General features: G+C 44.8%; 12 protein-coding genes. 5 read left to right on the forward strand and 7 right to left on the reverse strand.

The window, feature by feature from the left end:
- The 4 genes from FTD44_RS10505 to FTD44_RS10520 all read left to right on the forward strand — a co-directional run bounded on the left by FTD44_RS10505 (window position 1) and on the right by FTD44_RS10520 (window position 6,304).
- On the forward strand, window positions 1-2,127 hold the full coding sequence (locus FTD44_RS10505; protein WP_222166403.1) for a kelch repeat-containing protein: 2,127 nt from the start codon (window positions 1-3) through the stop codon (window positions 2,125-2,127).
- Between the two features lie 256 nt (window positions 2,128-2,383).
- Window positions 2,384-3,931 (forward strand): T9SS type A sorting domain-containing protein, encoded by a 1,548-nt coding sequence (locus FTD44_RS10510; RefSeq protein ID WP_222166404.1) that lies wholly within the window; start codon window positions 2,384-2,386, stop codon window positions 3,929-3,931.
- Window positions 3,932-4,234: 303 nt separating this feature from the next.
- A complete protein-coding gene (locus tag FTD44_RS10515; RefSeq protein WP_222166405.1) occupies window positions 4,235-5,434 on the forward strand; it encodes an alpha/beta hydrolase family protein in 1,200 nt (399 codons plus the stop codon).
- Window positions 5,435-5,440: 6 nt separating this feature from the next.
- Complete coding sequence (locus FTD44_RS10520; protein ID WP_222166406.1) at window positions 5,441-6,304, forward strand: type IX secretion system membrane protein PorP/SprF; 864 nt, start codon at window positions 5,441-5,443, stop codon at window positions 6,302-6,304.
- Between the two features lie 325 nt (window positions 6,305-6,629).
- Here FTD44_RS10520 and FTD44_RS10525 read toward each other — a convergent pair whose 3' ends face one another.
- From FTD44_RS10525 to FTD44_RS10555, 7 genes are all read right to left on the reverse strand, one after another.
- Window positions 6,630-7,175, reverse strand: coding sequence for a DUF7935 family protein (locus tag FTD44_RS10525; RefSeq protein WP_129021496.1), 546 nt, complete (start codon window positions 7,173-7,175; stop codon window positions 6,630-6,632).
- A gap of 24 nt (window positions 7,176-7,199) precedes the next feature.
- Complete coding sequence (gene amaB / locus FTD44_RS10530; RefSeq protein WP_222166407.1) at window positions 7,200-8,732, reverse strand: L-piperidine-6-carboxylate dehydrogenase; 1,533 nt, start codon at window positions 8,730-8,732, stop codon at window positions 7,200-7,202.
- A gap of 142 nt (window positions 8,733-8,874) precedes the next feature.
- Window positions 8,875-11,913, reverse strand: coding sequence for a PAS domain-containing hybrid sensor histidine kinase/response regulator (locus tag FTD44_RS10535; protein WP_222166408.1), 3,039 nt, complete (start codon window positions 11,911-11,913; stop codon window positions 8,875-8,877).
- Window positions 11,900-13,039 carry an FIST signal transduction protein gene (locus FTD44_RS10540; protein WP_222166409.1) on the reverse strand — a complete coding sequence of 380 codons (1,140 nt, stop codon included), beginning with the start codon at window positions 13,037-13,039 and terminating at the stop codon, window positions 11,900-11,902. The genes FTD44_RS10535 and FTD44_RS10540 overlap by 14 nt, the downstream gene beginning before the upstream one ends.
- A gap of 26 nt (window positions 13,040-13,065) precedes the next feature.
- The gene (locus FTD44_RS10545; RefSeq protein WP_222166410.1) at window positions 13,066-14,424 is read right to left on the reverse strand and encodes a sigma-54-dependent transcriptional regulator; all 1,359 of its coding nucleotides are present in this window, start codon (window positions 14,422-14,424) and stop codon (window positions 13,066-13,068) included.
- A 630-nt stretch (window positions 14,425-15,054) separates the two neighbouring features.
- Entirely contained in the window at window positions 15,055-15,399 is a 345-nt protein-coding gene (locus tag FTD44_RS10550; RefSeq protein WP_222166411.1) for a hypothetical protein, read from the reverse strand.
- Window positions 15,400-16,787: 1,388 nt separating this feature from the next.
- The gene (locus FTD44_RS10555) at window positions 16,788-17,549 is read right to left on the reverse strand and encodes a class I SAM-dependent methyltransferase (RefSeq protein WP_222166412.1); all 762 of its coding nucleotides are present in this window, start codon (window positions 17,547-17,549) and stop codon (window positions 16,788-16,790) included.
- Window positions 17,550-17,689: 140 nt separating this feature from the next.
- Here FTD44_RS10555 and FTD44_RS10560 point away from each other — a divergent pair, with 140 nt between their 5' ends.
- Window positions 17,690-18,592, forward strand: a complete 903-nt coding sequence (locus tag FTD44_RS10560; RefSeq protein ID WP_246625403.1) for a metallophosphoesterase — start codon at window positions 17,690-17,692, stop codon at window positions 18,590-18,592.
- Window positions 18,593-18,643 lie beyond the last annotated feature (51 nt).

Raw genomic sequence — 18,643 nt, forward strand, 5'->3', positions numbered from 1 at the left:
ATGAAATCGATGTACAAATCTTTTAAAAATGCAAAAACCTGGCTTCTCTGCTTATCCATAGGTCTGCCCATGACCCGGGTGAGCGCCCAGGAAATTACTGCAAATACACCCTGGGTGTGGATGGGTGGTGATACAACCGTAGGACAGCCCGGATTATATGGTACAAAAGGTATACCCGGTCCGAACAATAAACCCGGTGCCCGCAGTCAGGCGGCATCCTGGACAGATTCCCTGGGCAATTTCTGGCTATTCGGAGGCAGGGTGTACAGTACGACGGTAACCGAGGCATTGCGAAATGATCTGTGGTGCTATAGTCCATTTTCCAAACAATGGACCTGGGTCTCCGGAGATTCTACCGTAAATGGTGCAGCCGTGACCGGTACGCCGGGCATACCTGCAGCAACGAATACCCCCTCAGCCCGCAGTCTGATCAACTACTGGACCGACAAGGACGGAATGTTCTGGGTATTTGGTGGGGTGATTACGCCTACTGCAGCTACACGTGGCAATGATTTATGGAAGTTTAACCCTTATGCCCGGCAATGGACGCTGGTCAGGGGCAATCCTGCTACACAGGACACTTTAGGCGTTTACGGAACCCTGGGCACAGCAGCAGCTGGTAATACACCGGGCGGCAGATCGGCAGCAACCTGCTGGGCAGATGCCAGCGGAAATTTATGGCTCTTTGGCGGCCAGGGCAAGGCCAGCACAGGTGCTGCTGCAACGGGACTATCGGACTGGTGGAAGTATAATATCAGCGCTAACCAGTGGACATGGATGGGAGGACCCAATGTGTCCAGTCCCGCAGCTAATTATGGTACCCAGGGCGTAATGAGTCCTTCCAATATTCCGGGCGGCAGATACCTCGCGGTAAGCTGGAAAGATACCGCCGGTAATTTCTGGATGATGGGCGGTGTGGGCTATGTAACCACCACATCCGGTATGCTAAATGACCTCTGGAAGTTTAACCCTGCGCTGAACCAATGGGTATGGATGCAGGGTACTAATGTGATTAATGATCCGGGGCTGTATATCAGCAGGGGAATTAGTTCGCCCGAAAGAAGACCTAAAACCAGGAGAACAACCACTACCTGGACCGATATGTCCGGTAATCTCTGGCTCTTCGGAGGCACAACAAGTACTTTTATGACCAATGCGGTGAATGATATATGGAAATATGATGTTGCGGTCAATCAATGGACATGGGTGAAAGGGGATAGTACCAATAATATTGCCCCGGTTTATAATACCCTGGGTGTGGCCAGTCCGTCAAATGAGGTTGGCGGCCGGGGTACAGAAGTGGCCTGGAGAAGCATCAAAAGCAATAACGTGTGGGTGTTCGGAGGGCATTTCCCACCTTATGCTACCCGTAATGATCTGTGGAAGATAGAAGCATGTACACCTATTGCATCCCTGCCTTTAATCACAGGACAGGATACCGTTTGTGCGGGAGATACCGTTACCTATACCATGCCTGGTATATCCAATGCCCTGACGTACCTCTGGAATGTGCCTGCGGGCTGGAGCAGTACCTTGAATGCGAATACTATTTCCGTTGTACCGAACAATACTGGCGGGTCATTAAGTGTAAAAGTAGTCAGTGTCTGTATGGATACCTCGAATATACAGGTCAAGAATATTGTGGTGAGCACCATTGCTACTCCGGTGATCAGCCAATCCGGTTCTGGTGGCGCTATAAGTCTGTCTGTCAGCAGTACCTATGCTGCCTATCAGTGGTATCTTAACGGGACAATTATTCCCGGAGCCACAGCGGCTACGTACATACCTGCGGCCAATGGTATATACACTGTTGAGGTGCGAACAGCATTTGGTTGCCGGAGTATGTCTGCCGGTGTTAATGTGAATACCCTGAGTCTTAACGATCTGCAGGCTAAAGCCGGAATCAGTATTTATCCTAATCCGGTCGTGACTGAGCTGATGATATCCTCCCTGGTAGATGTACAGCTTGCTGTGGCAGATGTACAGGGGAAAGTATTGATCAGGCAATCTTTTAAAGCAGGTGATCATGCGGTGGATTGCTCCGCCTTGTCTTCGGGCTTGTATTATGTAACCTTCAGTACAAAAGATGGTGCGTTTATCCAGACCCTTAAAGTTGTGAAAAAGTAAACACAGAATCACAGCTCATTTCTCTATATGGCGCTCTGGATACAGAGCGCCATATCTTTTAAGTCTACTATAAACAGAGTAGTTTTCTCATTTTATTCTGATAAAGATTCCCCTGTTTGCAGGATTGTTCAGGCCTTTTAATTATAAGAATTTTGCATTTCTTAATATGAAACGATTGCCCCCAAACCGCTCTGGTATGGGTACCGTATCGTGGAGTTGAGTTGTATAAAGAGTAATGATTAAATACTAAATTGAAATGAAAACATTTTGTCTTTTTGTGTCCATGCTTGCTGCAGGTATATGCCATGCACAGACTATCCTGAAATTTGGTGCAACCGGCGGCCCCGCCGGAGCAGGTACAAGAAAAGGGGCGGGGGCAGACATTACGGCTAAAACCATCATCTTTACAGATGGCAGCACAAATGCCCTGGCAGTACCTCCAACCACCGTTACATTCAGTCTCAGTAATCAGCAGTTTGGGCCCGGTTCGGTACAGGGCATACCTGCTGCCAGTGCTGCATCCTTTGGTAATGCAAGTAATACTGTTATTGATACACAGTTTACACCCGTATCATATTACAGGAGGATGGATTACATCGGGTCTCCTGCCGATACCATGTTTACGCCCTGTTATAGCTGTGCAGCAGGAAGCGGAGCAATGGCGACAACCAGTTACGGGGTGTACCTGTGCAGCACAACTGATGCTTTTATCAATGATACGGGTGCAAATATACAAGCCTTAAATTCCCGGGTGTATATGGCAGATCTTACGATCAGTTTTAGTCGCCCGGTAAATAACCCCGTATTGCAGCTTTCGGGTCTGGGCGGAAACCATTATTATTTCTCCGGAGGTAAGACCTACACACAGGGCTTTGCCACGGAATTCGATTTAGTAACACCGGGACTAAGCCTTTCCAGATTATCAGGCAATGCGGTGCTTAGTGTAGGATCAACCTCTATCGGTAATTCAGCTACACTGATCGCAGGAAGTGCGCAGGGGAGTACTGGCTCTGTGCCTAATGGCCCTCTACGCTACGCTGCAAGCGGAAGTGTGGCTATACTGGGTACAAATATCACATCAGTTACCTTCAAGGTCTATACCCGAGGAGATGGAGGACTGGTGACTAATGATGCCACAGGCGCGGTAACTACGGCCAATGCCGGACTCGGTCCCATATGGGCAGCCAGTCCTTTAAGTACCTCATATGCCGGATCTACCGTAAGTACGGATAATTATATCCTGGGCATATCTTTAGAAAAAGAAGCTGTGGTGTTGCCGGTGATCCTAAAGTCTTTTGAAAGTGCAAAAACCAATAATTGTACCACGCAGCTGACCTGGGAAACGGGCCGTGAAATTAATGCCGCCTATTTTGAGGTCCAGGAAAGCAAAGACGGGATGGCATTTAAGCATATCGGAAAAGTAAATGCGCAGAATCTGGCAACAGGTAGTCATTATCAGTTTACAGATGATGCAGGAAGTGATGTGGCGCATTATTACCGCTTATTGATGGTCGATCTGGATGGGCATACAGATTATAGTAACATTATCAAGACAGACGGATGTCTCAACAGGGAAGCTATTAATATTTATCCCAATCCGGTGCAGGACCAACTGAACATTGAGGGCCTGAAAGGAGATGTAACGATCGGCCTCAGCAATGCGACAGGTCAGAGCTTATATACACTTAAAACCGGCAACAGCAAGGCTACAATTGAAGTAGAGCACCTATCTCCCGGCATATATTTCATAACAATTACAAATACATCCGGAACCATGCTGCGGACTAAATTTATTAAAAACTAACCTGCATTATATGTACTAAAAGCTGTCTCCATACCCTGAGGCAGCTTTTTTATTTGTTATATGGTCTTGATGAAACTATAGCTTTCCTTCGGCTCGAAAGGGATGCATATTTTGAGCAATGTTCTTTTTAGGGTTTAGTTAGCAGATGTGCTGCATCTCCTTCACAGTGTATACAGGTCAGGCTAATGCTGCTTTTATTTTCCGGTTAACATAGTGCAACAAAGATCAATTTTATGAAACATATTGTTCTTTTACTATGTTTACTGTTCTATTTGACTTATTTTTATTCAAATAATCTCTCGTATGAAAGCAGCATTACCACTACTCATGCTCTGCTGTACATTGCTCTTCGGAGCCTGTACCAAAAATCATACCCCCAACGATACCCAGGCCCGGGGTAGCCTTATTTCCTCCACCAAGATAGGACATCTTACTGCTGCAGAAATTGCTGCTCATGCAGATAAATTCAATGCGCAACCTATGGTGAGCCATGGAGTAACCTATCATTCCATTACCTACCGGACGGTATATAAAGGACAGCCTATAGATTCGCGGGGGCTGCTGCTGATCCCTGACAATGCTGATACGACCTATCTTTTGGCTTATTTTCATGGTACCCATCTGCCTATCAACCTTGGCGAATTTTATCAATCCAAATTTGAATCGCCCTCTAATTACGACGGGCGCAGTACGGGATTCCTGGAGACTCGTAATATAGCCCTGATCTGGGCTTCGGCCGGTTATACGGTATTCCTGCCCGACTATATCGGGTTTGGAGCTACCAGCGATAAAGAGCATCCTTACCTGATGTATCCCGAAATGTTCAAATGCAATATAGACGGACTGCTGGCCGCGAAGAAATTTATCCAGAACCAGGGAACAGTCTACGACAACCGTATCTTCCTCAGCGGCTGGTCGCAGGGTGGGGGCGCCTGTCTTTCGGCACATAAGTACATACAGGAGCAATATGCTTCCGACTTTACCGTTACGGCAAGCTCAGGCCTGGCAGGACCATATAATTTTAAGGGCTTTATCGATACCATTCTGTCTAAACGTAATGATGAACTGAACATCATCAATATCTTTTCCTGGGGTGTATACAGTCTGAACAAATTCTCCGATAAGCTGCAACGCCCTACAGATCAGATTTTTTCCTATCCGGTATACGATCAGTACGCCGCGATTTTTCCTCCATCCAAAACACCTTCAAAAGTGCTGAATGAGTATTTTCTCAAACGCATTATGGATGGTACAGATACTAAATTTGTACAGGTGATGGAAGAGAATACTTATGATCATGGCTGGAAGCCGGTAGGCAAAGTCTTCCTGCATCATGGAGAGGCAGATAATGTTGTATACTATTTTAATTCTACTGATGCACGGGACGGGCTCACCGCAGCTGGTGGTGATGTAACCCTGCACAGCTATCCGGGTGGTACCCACGATTCTGAATTGGAAAATTATGTACGCAATACCCTGACTGATTTTAATGCTTTAAAATAAATACCGATGAAGAAAATATACCTGTTTGCCGCTACACTCTGTGCTGCCGTTACAGCTATGTATGCTCAGAATACTTTGCGCCCCGGTATTTATTACCACAACATGCATTACTATAATGCGGCTGCGGGCCTGGATGATACGGCAGCAAAGGCTTCTGTAGACATCTATGCGCGGAATAAATTTGTGCAGGATGAAAACAAAGATACCTGGGAGAAGCCATTGAACCTGTACCTGAATCATATCTATAATCTGGATCAGAAGAACTCGTTTAATGTATCTTATCTCTATGACGGATACTCCTTCTATAAACGGAATATCATATATCTTGGCTATAGCCGTACCCTTTGCTGGGGGCGGGATAACCGCCTGAGCCTGGGCATAAGGCCGGTACTCAATTTCAATAGCATCAACCCTGATCAGCTCGGCCTGGGACCCGTATTGGATACCCGTTTTCGGTTTAATGCAGATCTTGATCTTGGTGCCCAATACCAGTGGAAAGGGCTTACTGCCGGAGTGGGATACAAGAACCTGTTTGCCAGCTCGGTTAAGGAAGATGGGCTGGACCTGATCAAAGACCAGCGCGAACTGTATGTCAATCTCTCTTATGATTTCAGGTTGTTTAAACGTAAAGTAGGACTGGCACCATTCCTACTCTTCTACTCAGAAAGAAATATGAACCTTGATGCAGGTTTGAACCTGAGCTTTAAGGACAGGATACAGGTCTCCTATGCCCTCAGGATACTGGAGCTGCGCAGTATTTATACTGTACGTGCCCGGATCGATAAACGCTTCCAGGTAGGGCTTGCGTTGGATCATTCATCGTTGTACACTGATGTAAATATGGATGTATTGCTGGGATACCGGTTTTAGATAACTCTTTTACCCTTTGCCTGTTCGTTTTATCGACCGAAACGTTAGTGGATCGGAAGTATCTCCCTTTGTATCTTGTTTTAGGAGATTTCTCGACGTCGCTTTGCTGTGCTCGAAATGACGGGAACAATCACCTCGTCATCCCGACCGGAGCCCTGGCGGAATGGAGAGATCTCCTTTTCTAGCAGGAATTCTTTAGCGCATGGCAAATGCACTCCATTTTGAAGGCGCAAGTTGCAAACCTGCGCCAGACTGGAACGCTTAACACAACAAAAGAGGCTACCCACGGGCAGCCTCTTTTGTTGTAAATATATTTTTCAGGATATTATGCCTGCTGGTACATCACCATTTTAGCTTCGTTATTGATCATCTCCAGTGCGATCTCTGTAGGAGTCGCATCTTCACGGGTCATAATGAAGTTAATGATACGGGCATTCAGCTCCTTGGCATCATCTTCCGGTTTAAGGCTTTGTGCAATCTGGTTGATCATTGCGATCTCTTGCTCCTTAACGGAGATAACGGTATTCCAAACCTGTGGAGACACATATATCTGCTGTGACATATTGTGTTCAAACTCTGTTTTGATCTGCTCTACGGTTAAAGCCTGCAACTCGCTAACTGTCATACCTTTGACATACAGTCTCGGTACCAGGTTGCGCGGATGTGCTCTTTCGATAAACAGGATCAGGCGCTCGTATGCCTGCAGGCGCAGACGCAGGGTAGTACCTTGTCCTTCGCGGAATACAGCCAGTTGTTTGCGTTTAAACTCACCCACCAGGAATTTATTGACGATCACTACAGAAGCGATCAGTACAATAATGGCTGGAATGATGTATTTCAGTATTTCAAAAATTTGTGCTCCTATGCTCATGGGATGCAATATATAATTTTAATATTACAGATCAAATTTAATACCCTGTGCTAATGGCAGGCTGGTGCTGTAGTTGATCGTATTGGTCTGACGACGCATATACGCTCTCCAGGCATCAGAACCGCTCTCGCGACCACCACCTGTTTCTTTCTCACCACCGAATGCACCACCGATCTCAGCACCGCTGGTACCGATATTTACGTTGGCAATACCGCAGTCGCTACCCGCTGCACTCAGGAACAATTCTGCTTCGCGCAGGTTTGTAGTCATGATGGCAGAAGATAAGCCCTGGGGCACTTCATTCTGGATAGCAATAGCCTCGTCCAGTGTGCTGTATTTGATTAAATACAGGATAGGTGCAAAGGTCTCGGTATGTACTACTTCGAAGTTATGCTCTGCCTCGATCACACAAGGTTTTACATAACAACCGCTTTCGTAACCTTTACCGGACAGTACACCGCCTTTCACAACGATCTTACCGCCTTCCAGTTCAGCCGCTTTGATCGCTGCTTCGTACAGGGCTACTGCATCTTTATCGATCAGTGGTCCTACGTGGTTTTTAGTATCCAGCGGATCACCGATTTTCAGTTGCTTGTATGCATTTACAATTTTCTTTTTCAGTTCTTCGTATTTGCTTTCGTGGATGATCAGTCTTCTGGTAGTGGTACATCTCTGTCCTGCAGTACCTACAGCACCGAAGATGGCACCGATCAGGGTCATTTCCAGATCTGCATTTTCTGTAACGATGATGGCATTGTTACCACCCAGCTCCAGTAAAGAACGACCCAGGCGACCTGCTACTGCTTTAGCCACTTCCTTACCCATGCGGGTAGAACCGGTAGCAGAAACGATAGGTACGCGCTCATCATGGCTCATCAGTTCACCGATCTCACGGCCACCGATTACCAGTCCGCTTACACCTTCTGGCACACCGTTTGCTTTGAATACCTGTGCAATGATTTTCTGACAGGCTACAGCAGTTAAAGGTGTTTTTTCTGAAGGTTTCCAGATACACACGTCACCACAAACCCATGCCAGGGCTGTATTCCAGCTCCATACCGCAACCGGGAAGTTGAATGCAGAGATGATACCGCAGATACCCAGCGGATGCCATTGCTCATACATTCTGTGGCCCGGACGCTCACTGTGTGTAGTCATACCATATAACTGACGGGATAATCCTACGGCGAAGTCACAGATATCAATCATTTCCTGTACTTCACCCAGGCCTTCCTGCAGGCTTTTACCCATTTCGTAAGAAACCAGGGCTCCTAAATTGTCTTTTTGTTTACGCAGTGCATCACCAAACTGACGAACGATCTCGCCGCGTTTCGGAGCAGGGATCATTCTCCATTCCTGGAATGCATCTTGCGCTTTGGCTACTACTTTCTCATAATCTTTAGCAGATGTCTGCTTTACAGAGGCAATCAGTTTGCCATCTACAGGTGAAAAAGAGTCCAGGTTGGCGCCTGTGCTTTTCAGCCATTTACTTCCGGTTGAAGTACCTTCATTAACTTTGTCAATGCCTAAAGCAGCCAGTATTTTTTTAGTATTCATAAGATATAAAATGCAATGATTTACAGTGGGCAAATATAACAGTAATTATTCAAATACCTTGTTTAAATATTCGTCAATAAACGAATATGCACCACCAAAATCATAAAGATATTTGTGGTGCATATTGCGAAAAAGGTAAGCTTTACTGACGGGTTACTTTCAGTGCCTCCACAACGGTGGTCAGTACTTCGGTAATATGCTGCAAAGCATCTTCAACCACGGCATCGGCCATTTCGGTCTCTGCACGATTTTCCAGCAGCAGGATATCTCTCCTGAGGGTACTGATACCCATATTCAGTATAGAAGGTTTTAATTTATGTGCCACAGCCCCCAGTTGTGTGAAGTTCTGTTGTGTGTAGGCCTCTTGTAATTGTACCAGTGATTCCGGTACGATCTTGATAAAGAGGTTCACCATACGCTCCAGGAATACTTCATCACCATCGGCCATATCCCGCAGCTTACCCAGGTCATAAAGGGCATCTGCTTCCGGCTCGGCACTTGTTTTCTGTACAAAGTTTTTGCGCTCTCCGTGATTTACCCAGGCAAATATGATCCTTACCAGGTCCTCCTCATCAAAAGGCTTAGCCAGGTAATCGTTCATCCCTGCTTCCAGACATTTACTGCGCTCACTGTTATAAGCACTGGCGGTGAGTGCAATAATCGGAATCTCCAGCTGTAACTGGTGGCGTATATATCTTGTCGCCTGTACACCATCCATCAGAGGCATCTGCACATCCATCAGTATAACATCATATGCTGCATCTTTTTGCAGCATCTCCACCGCTATACGTCCGTTTTCTGCCTCTTCAACTATAGCGCCGCGCTGGTTCATTATGGTTTTAGCCAGCAGGCGATTCATCTCATTATCCTCTACCAGCAGCACTCTGCAGCCCTGCAGCGCACTTTCGTCAACCGTAGAGTTACGGGCAGCCAGTACAGGGTCCAGTGTGCCATAATCAAACAACAGGGAGAAGGAGATGGTTGTACCCACGCCTTTGGCAGAGTCTACTTCAATCGTTCCGCCCATTAATTCGACCAGCTGTTTCGTTATATTCATACCCAGTCCGGTACCCCCGAACCTGCGGGTAACACTTTCATCTTCCTGCGTGAATTTTTCGAAAAGATGTTCCTTAAACTCTTCATTCATACCAATACCGGTATCCTTAATCCGGAATGATACACATTGCTGATCGTGCTCCGTCACTGGTTCCAGTGCACAGATGATGTGTACTGTTCCTTTTTCGGTAAACTTGATCGCATTACCTACAAGATTGATCAGCACCTGGTTGATCCGGAACGGATCGCCCCAAACGGCCCTGTGGATACCCGGCTCCCAGTCGATATGCAGTTGTATCCCTTTCTCACTGGCTTTATATTCCAGTATATGGGCAACGTTCTGTACGACCTGGTGCAGGTCAAAGGTGATATGCTCCAGGATGATCTTACCGGACTCGATCTTAGACAGATCCAGCAGGTCGTTAATGATCACGAGGAGGTTATTGGATGCAGAACTGATCGTATCCAGGAACAGCTTCTGCTGTTTATCTAAATGAGTTTTCTGTAACAGTCGGCTGATACCCAGGATCGCATTCATCGGCGTCCTGATCTCGTGACTGATATTGGCAAGGAATACCTCTTTGGCATAAGAGGATTGCTCTGCCGCAGCTTTGGCTTTGCGCAGCTCTGCTTCCAGTTGTTTTTGCGGGGTAATGTCGAGGTGTATACCTATCGATCCTTTAAACTCACCCTCACTATTAATGACCGGTGCACCGCTGATCAGCCACCATTTGCGCTGGCCGTTTTTGTTCACTACACGCAGTTCATAAGCATCGGATATACCTTTGCTTCTGCGTTCCATGATTTCCTGTGCCTGTACATTATCTACACCTCTCATCAGCAGCGTACCCACATTTTCACCAATCAGTTCTTCCGGCGGATAGCCACTCATTTCGGAGAAGGAGTTATTTACAAACTTCACTTTCTCGTCGCGGTCTACTTCAACCAGGCCAAGATTCATATTGGCAATAATATTACGATACTTCTCTTCACTCTCCCTTAATCCCTTCTCAGCCTGTATCCTCTGTGTAATGTCCTGCGCAAAACCAATGATGTAAGGTTGCGCCCCATCCTCATTAACCATATAGTTCTGGTACAGCAGGTGTATGAGTTTATGGCCTTTTTTATAAGCCGTCATAATGCCCTCGGCACGACCTTCGGCTAATATTTTGGATAAGTAGAGGTTATTGAATGCTGCTCTTTTGCCATGCGGCAGCAACACATTTATATTTCGGCCGATCAGCTCCGCCTTGCTGTATCCGAATACGGAAATAGCCGTAGGGTTAACATCGATCAGCTTACCCTCCAGGTCATGTGTACAGATCAGTGCCTGGCTGTTATTGAATATACTTTTATACTTGGCTTCACTCTGTTTTACCTTTTCTTCAATTTTCTTGCGTTCGGTCAGGTTGAAGCCGTATACCACCATAATATCCAGTGTTCCGTCGGCCTTATAAATAGGGTGCAGTATACGCAGGTGGTATTCTACCTCACCGTCAGGGCGGGTGATCACCTCTTCCCATTCTCTGCGCACGCCACCTTTTATGGTTTCATTAAAGCGTTGCATGCGTTCTGCAACATGCTCTACAGGTCTTCCGCGGTATTCGGCATATTCTATCTCGGTCTTACCGATGATCCATTTGCGGATTTCTTCATTCTTGATCGCACTGGGATTGATAAACAGGTAACGGTGATCGGCATCAATGATGGCAATATCTGCCGGTATCTGGTTCAGGATGCGCTCATAAAATGCGCGCTGTATCTCCAGTTGTTTCTCCGTCTCTACACGGCGCTTGATCTCTTCGGTCAGGAAGTTGGCCAGATCTGATACTTCTGAGGTGCCCTCTTCAGTCATAGGCTGATCTCCTTTAAGAGAAACCAGTGCTGAGCGCAGCTGCTGTATAGAGTCGTTCTTTACTTCAAGTTCATGCTTAAGCTGATCATTGACACTCAGGTATTCTTCTTCTGTAATACGGAATGCCCTTTCGGAAAGTTGCAGATCCCGTTCAAAAGACTCGTAAGAATTATGTACTGCCTGAATAAACGCCTGCAATTCCTCGTTGTCCTTGCAGGACTCCGGCAGGTATTTATTCAATTGCCTTTGCAGTAATCTATTCAGCTTCATAAAAGGTAGTTATTGTCATGGTTTGATTGTGCAGGCTGCAGGGGCCATGCTGGAGCAGGGGAGCGATCTCTCCGTAGGAGTAAAAACCAATGATGGGTGTTTTACCACCGAAAACATCATTGATGGCTTCCGGTCCTTCTTCAATACGGTCTTTCAGGATCAGTTTCCTTCCTACGCAACTGATCAGTAAAGCCAGTTGCGGTACTTCTTTATGCATTGCCAGGGCTTGTCTGGCGGCCGATGCAGCGGAGAAAATGATCTTATCAAAATTGGCCCGCATAAAACGGACATTGGCACCCAGGGGTATATCTCCGGCAAAGGTCATCGATCCTTCTTCCTGATCTATAGATAAAATGGTACGCACCACCTGCTCTCCGGTCTCCGGTAAGGTTACCGAAAGCGGGAAGAGTAAAGCTGCACCCGGTAAGAGTTCCGCCTCGGGGCCTAAATATTTTTTATATAATTCCAATGCATTTTTTCCGTCGATTTCATACAGGATATTCGCTTTCGATCCGGTTACTTTCTTCTCCAGACCAAAAGTTTCAAACCCGCCTCCAGAGCCGTGAGACACCTTCAGGTCAGGGCCGTAAAAGCCTATACCGGCGATTACACCTTCTTTCGGTTGTTCATTCAATCCAACTAAGGTATCCTTGAAGCGATTACCGTCGCCGGCCAGTCCGCCGGTAACGGATACATTCTTAATGGCAATATGATTCAGGGCTTTGGTCAGTTCGCTGCCGTTTACTTTGCTTCCGTCAGATAATACTAAAAAGGCTGTAAGATCCTCTTTGGGAAAGGATTCCAGCAGACGCAGACCAGCATCATAACTACTTTCTCCCTCGGTAATGGTAATCGACCTTGTCTTAATCAATGTGGTCGAGAATCGTATGGCTACTACAGCAATGCTGTTTTCATACACCTCAGTATCGAATATTTCGCCGGCAGTAGAGCAGAGTACAATTTCTGCATGCGGAAACATTTTCCGAAGATCCCGGTAACAGTCATCCTCCAGTAAGTATTCTTTGGCACTGAATGCCAGGACAAGTTGCACAGAATCGGGGTCCAAAGCCTGGTTATCTTTGCCGGCCCACTTTCCGGAATGATATAAGTAGCGTTCTACGATCATTGAGGTATAAGTATTAACAACGTTTATTAAATAACGATGGCTTTGTCCTTGATCAATTTGTAGATAGTAGATTTGCCAATATCCAGTTTATCCGCAACCCGTACCACATTATTATCATACTTGCGCAGATAGGCCGAAATAATATCAATCGTATATTCCTGCAAAGTCTTCTCCTCATAGATCAGGCCTCTCTTAGAGGTGCCAACAGGCGTAAAGGTAATATCTTCTTCCCGTATTTCCCCATCGGATGACATGACTGCAGCAAGCTCTATTATAGCTTTCAGCTCACGTACATTGCCGGGATAAGGATAACTCATGAGTTTGTTCTTGGCAGCAGTATTAATCGTTAATGCAGGTAGTTTGTTGGCTTTACAAAACTCTTCCAGGAAAGACTTCGCTAAGAGAATGATATCGCTCTCCCGGTCTCTCAATGGAGGCAGGGTAAGCGGCAGACCGATGAGCCGGTAGTACAGATCTTCTCTGAAAGTATCTTCCTGTACTGCCTGTGCCAGGTCTCTGTGCGTTGCGGTAATGATCCTTACATCCAGTTTGATGCGCTCATTGCCGCCAACACGTACCAGTTCGCGTTCCTGTATCACCCGCAGCAGTTTCGCTTGCAGGCTGAGGTCCAGTTCCGCAATTTCGTCCAGGAAAAGGGTGCCCTGGTGCGCTTGTTCAAAGCGGCCGATCTTACGGGCAACAGCACCGGTAAAGGATCCTTTTTCATGTCCGAAGAGTTCACTTTCGATCAGCTCTTTAGGTATCGCAGCCATATTCACTGCCACAAAAGATTTAGCGTTCCGGTTAGAGTTGTAGTGTATCGCTTTGGCCACTACTTCCTTACCGGTACCGGTCTCTCCGGAGATAGATACATTGATATTGGTATGCCTTGCTTTTTCCATCATCTGGAATACTTTCTGCATGGCTGTACTATTTCCCTTGATCATTTTGTCCGGGCTGAAACGCTGTCCCAGCTCCTGTTTCAGGTGATCAACCTCTTCTTTTAATTCCTGGTGCTCACGTATACGGAGCACCGCATTCCAGAGCAGGTCTTTGGTATGCTCGTCTTTAGGTATATAGTCTCTGGCACCGGCCCTGAGCAGGCCGATGGCAGTACTGATGTCTTCCTGTGCACTGATGATGACAACGGGAATAGTATCATCAGTCTGCAATATTTTTTTCAGTACTGTAGTTCCGTTACCATCCGGCAAGCCATAGTCCAGGGTAATTAATCCCGGCTTCTGATGCAGGTTGGCAAGGCACTCTTTGGCAGTGGTATAACGACACAATTCATACTCCGGATTCATGGATAAATAATACTCCAGCATCTCCCCGTACCAAGGGTCATCATCCACTATAAAAATCTTAAATTTTCCTTTACTCATTTTTGATTCATCTATCTATATATAAAAGTAGTGCATATACTTTATATTAACGATTTTTTTCCAGAATATAGAAAAATTTTCCAAAAAATGGAATACATTGTATGATAATTAATTTTTAAATAATTGATTATCAGTTATTTTAAAGTTTGGCACGGAATTGGCATATACTTAATTGAGCAAAGACATCAAATTACAGATTTTGAATGTGGGTTGTATGATTTTATTTGAAGTATGAAGCAATTTTTATTATTCTTCTTTGCGGATCAAAACGGAGCTGTGTGATCTGTATCTAAAGAAATTTTATGGCAAACCATAACACATAGAGGAGTAAATGCAAGCGTCAAAGTTTCCACTTGGACGCTTTTTTTATGCGTTATGTTGAAACACAACATTTTATCCTTTTTCCTTTACAGAGAAATATATTCCGGAATATGGAACATATTATTAAATAATAAGAAATTAAATTATTGATTGTCAATTAATTTCAGGTTTGGCACGGCTTTGGTATATAGTATTATGTAAGCAGTTAAGAAACTTTACAGGTTTAAGTATATAAGTTAATTGAAGTATGAAGTAAAACAATTCTTCTTTACAGATCGCGCGGAGCTGTATGATTTGTAGCAAAAGCTTTTATGGGTAATCCATAATACATAGAGGAGTAAATGCAAGGGCGTCGAAGTTTCTACTTCGACGCATATTTTTAAAAGAGGGTTCAACCCCGCTTTCTTTACAGTAAGGTAAGACCTTAAAAGAGCATATGTAAACCATAACATATAGAGGAGTAGTAATCGCCGGAGTGTTCACTCTGGCGATCTTTTTTTTTAGACAGTAAGGACGCATGTAAAATTCAAACTGACTATCCGCATGTAGGTAACTATTTTCTTCGTCCTTTTGTCCGGCAACAAAAGGACCAAAAGTGCCTTTGTTTTCATCAAGGCGATTGCGGGCACCGCCATTTTGTATCGTTGCGTGCATTGATCGTCTGAGCTTAACGTGTGAGGCGTTCACTGCTCAACGATCGCAGCTCCAACCAAAATGGCTATCGCTGCGATGAAAACAATAAGCGATCCGTACTGTACAGATCGCTCGAAAGGCCTTATAAATCCGGCGTTAAGAAAATCATTGGCTCGGTCGATCAAGTCGGAAACCACTGTCTGAACGTAGTGAGTCTGGTTTGCGGCCGGCCGACACATTGATTTTTAGCCAGGAATTTATACAGCCTTGATTTTTTGGCGCTACCTTTTGCATCAAGGCAAAAGGTAGCAAAAGATATAAATAGACTATTTAAATCATAATATTAGTTCTTGTTTCCTTTAAGCGGGTACTCAGTGAATGCAATTTCCAAAGAACAGAACCTGGTTCCCGAAAATGGAACACATGACCGAAGTTTATTTTATAAATAGTTGATTATCAGCTTCCATAAATTGTGGCACGGCTTTGGCATATACTATTATGTTATCAGTTATAAACTTTACAGATTTAAATAGGAGAGTGTTTATTTGAAGTTTAGTTAACCTATTTCTTCTTTACAGATCAAAACAGAGCTGTATGATTTGTTAAATGCTTTTATGGCTCAGGCCATAATCATAGAGGAGGTAAATGCATAAGCGTCGGGGTTTCTACTCCGACGCTTTACTTTTATTGGGCATTTATTTTTCGTAGCGTCACCTCAACGGCTTATGCTCCGGGGTACATAATACGGTTATCACAGTTCATTTTCCAAGGTGCAGAATATAATTCCTGAAAATGGAATATATAAATGGTTGTTTTATTTGTAAGTTATTGATTATCAAATTAAATAAATTGTGGCACAGCTTTGGTATATACTATTATGTAAGCGGTTAAACTTTACAGATTTAAATAGGAGAGTGTTTATTTGAAGTGTAACTAATTATTTTGTACAGATCACAATGAAGGCTGTGTGATGTGTAAAAAGCTTTTATGGCTCAGGCCATAATCATAGAGGAGGTAAATGCAAAAAGCGTCGGGGTGTCTACTCCGACGTTTTACGTTTTGGTACTACATCTTAAAAGATACAAAGTGCATTTTCCAAAGTACAGAATATAATTCCCAGAAATGGAACAAATTGGCTATTGTGTACTTTGTAAATTATTGATTATCAGCTTAAATAAATTGTGGCACGGCTTTGGCATATAGTATTATGTAGGCGGTTAAACTTTACAGATTTAAGTATAATGCTATTTGAAGTATGAAGTGATTATTCTTCTTTACAGATCAAAACGAGAGCTGTGTGATTGTAATAAAATAACTTTTATGGCGGCTAACCATAATTTATTAGAGGAGTAAATGAAAAAGGAGTCAAAGTATCTACTTTGACTCCTCATTTTTTTATACAATAATGATTACTTCCTGACTATATACAGGATCTCTTTACGATCCAGACGGTACTGTTCTACCAGCACAGGATCAAGCCTGCTGACCAGGTCATTCTCCTCAACGGAGAAGCCCGCAGCCCGTAGCTTATCGGGATAATCCCGGCCATACAGGCGTACATGATCTTTCTGCCAATAATGTATTTCTCTTAACTCATCGGTATTATAACGTTCATCTTCCAAGGTGAATGCGCTATGGTAATCGACAGGCACCTGTAATATTGCCCAGCCTCCCGGTTTTAGTATACGGTATAATTCCTTCATACACTGCTTATCATCCTCTACATGCTCCAGCACATGATTACAGAAAATCACCTCAAAGCTATTGTCCTCAAAAGGTGCATGATGCAGGTCGAAATGTATATCTGCTATAGGCGAATTATAATCTGCGGTAATATATTGCTCTTGTTTCAGCTTGCGGAACCGTTTATAAAAACACTGCTCCGGTGCAATATGCAGTACCTTAGCGTTGGACGTAAAAAAATCGGTTTCCTGCTGCAGGTATAACCACATGAGCCGGTGCCGCTCCAGTGAAAGCGTGCCTGGTGCCAGCACATTGTGACGTTTGGTTTGCGCGACCTGTCCGTAAGGCAGGAAGCTGCGGTATGATTTACCATTGATCGGGTCGGTAAAGCGATTGCCCTGGTACAGTAATTCTAAAATACTGCGCAGGCGTACGCTGAGTTCGATTAATACAGGGCGGGGTAGAACTCTTAATAAATAGTGATACATGGGTCGATGATTTGCCCCTATGACCCCGATGATTAAAAATACCCTTGCTCTGACGGGATATTTTTTTTAGTTTTTATTTATGGTAAAAGCGAACTCTCGGCTTACATCGATACATTGTCTATTTTTCTGCTCTGTATATAATGAAACAACTGTGTACCCGTTATCTTTATACAGATTTGCTGATATACTTTATGATGAACCGCAGAAAATTTATGCGTTATTGCCTGGCTCTTGGTGCCGGCGGATTAGGACTGGGCTTATATTCATGGCAGGTTGAACCGTATTGGGTAGATTGGGTAAAGCTGCCAATGCCGGTGCGTCATCTGCCCGCTGCACTGGTCGGGAAGACACTGATGCAGATCAGTGATATTCATATCGGCAAACGGTTTAACTACGACTATATCATTAAAACCTTCAAAGAAGCGCAGGCGCTGCAGCCCGATTTTGTGGTCTTTACCGGAGATTATGTCAGTACATATAAGGATAAGGTATTGTTCCATTCCCTGGAAGAGGTAATGCAGCATGCACCCAAAGGGCGTCTCGGTACTTTAGGCATCATGGGTAATCATGATTACGGCAAAAAATTTGCAGAGAAAGAAGTAGGCAATGAGGTCGCTGCATTGTTGCAGCAACTGGGCATTCATATGCTGCGCAATGAGCAGCAGGAATATGCAGGACTTAACTTTATAGGCTTTGATGATTACTGGGGGCCATATTTTGATCCGGGGAAAGTAATGAATGCATATAATCCGGAACAGGCCGGTATTGTTTTGTGCCACAACCCGGATGTTTGCGACCTGGATGTCTGGAATGGTTATAAGGGATGGATACTGGCCGGACATACACATGGCGGACAGGCCAAGCCACCATTTCTGGATCCCTTGATCCTTCCGGTAAAGAACAAAAGATACACTTCCGGTAAGATTGAACTGGAGGAGGAGCGTACTCTGTACATTAACCGTGCCTTAGGGCACCTGTGGCCCCTGAGGTTTAATGTAAGGCCGGAGGTAACGCTGTTTAGCCTGGAGCCTGCTATTGTATAAAAAACAATACCGGCCACCACAAGGACGACCGGTATACTAACCCCTAATGTA

Source organism: Edaphocola aurantiacus (genome assembly GCF_019797745.1).
Classification (GTDB): Bacteria; Bacteroidota; Bacteroidia; order Chitinophagales; family Chitinophagaceae; genus Edaphocola; species Edaphocola aurantiacus.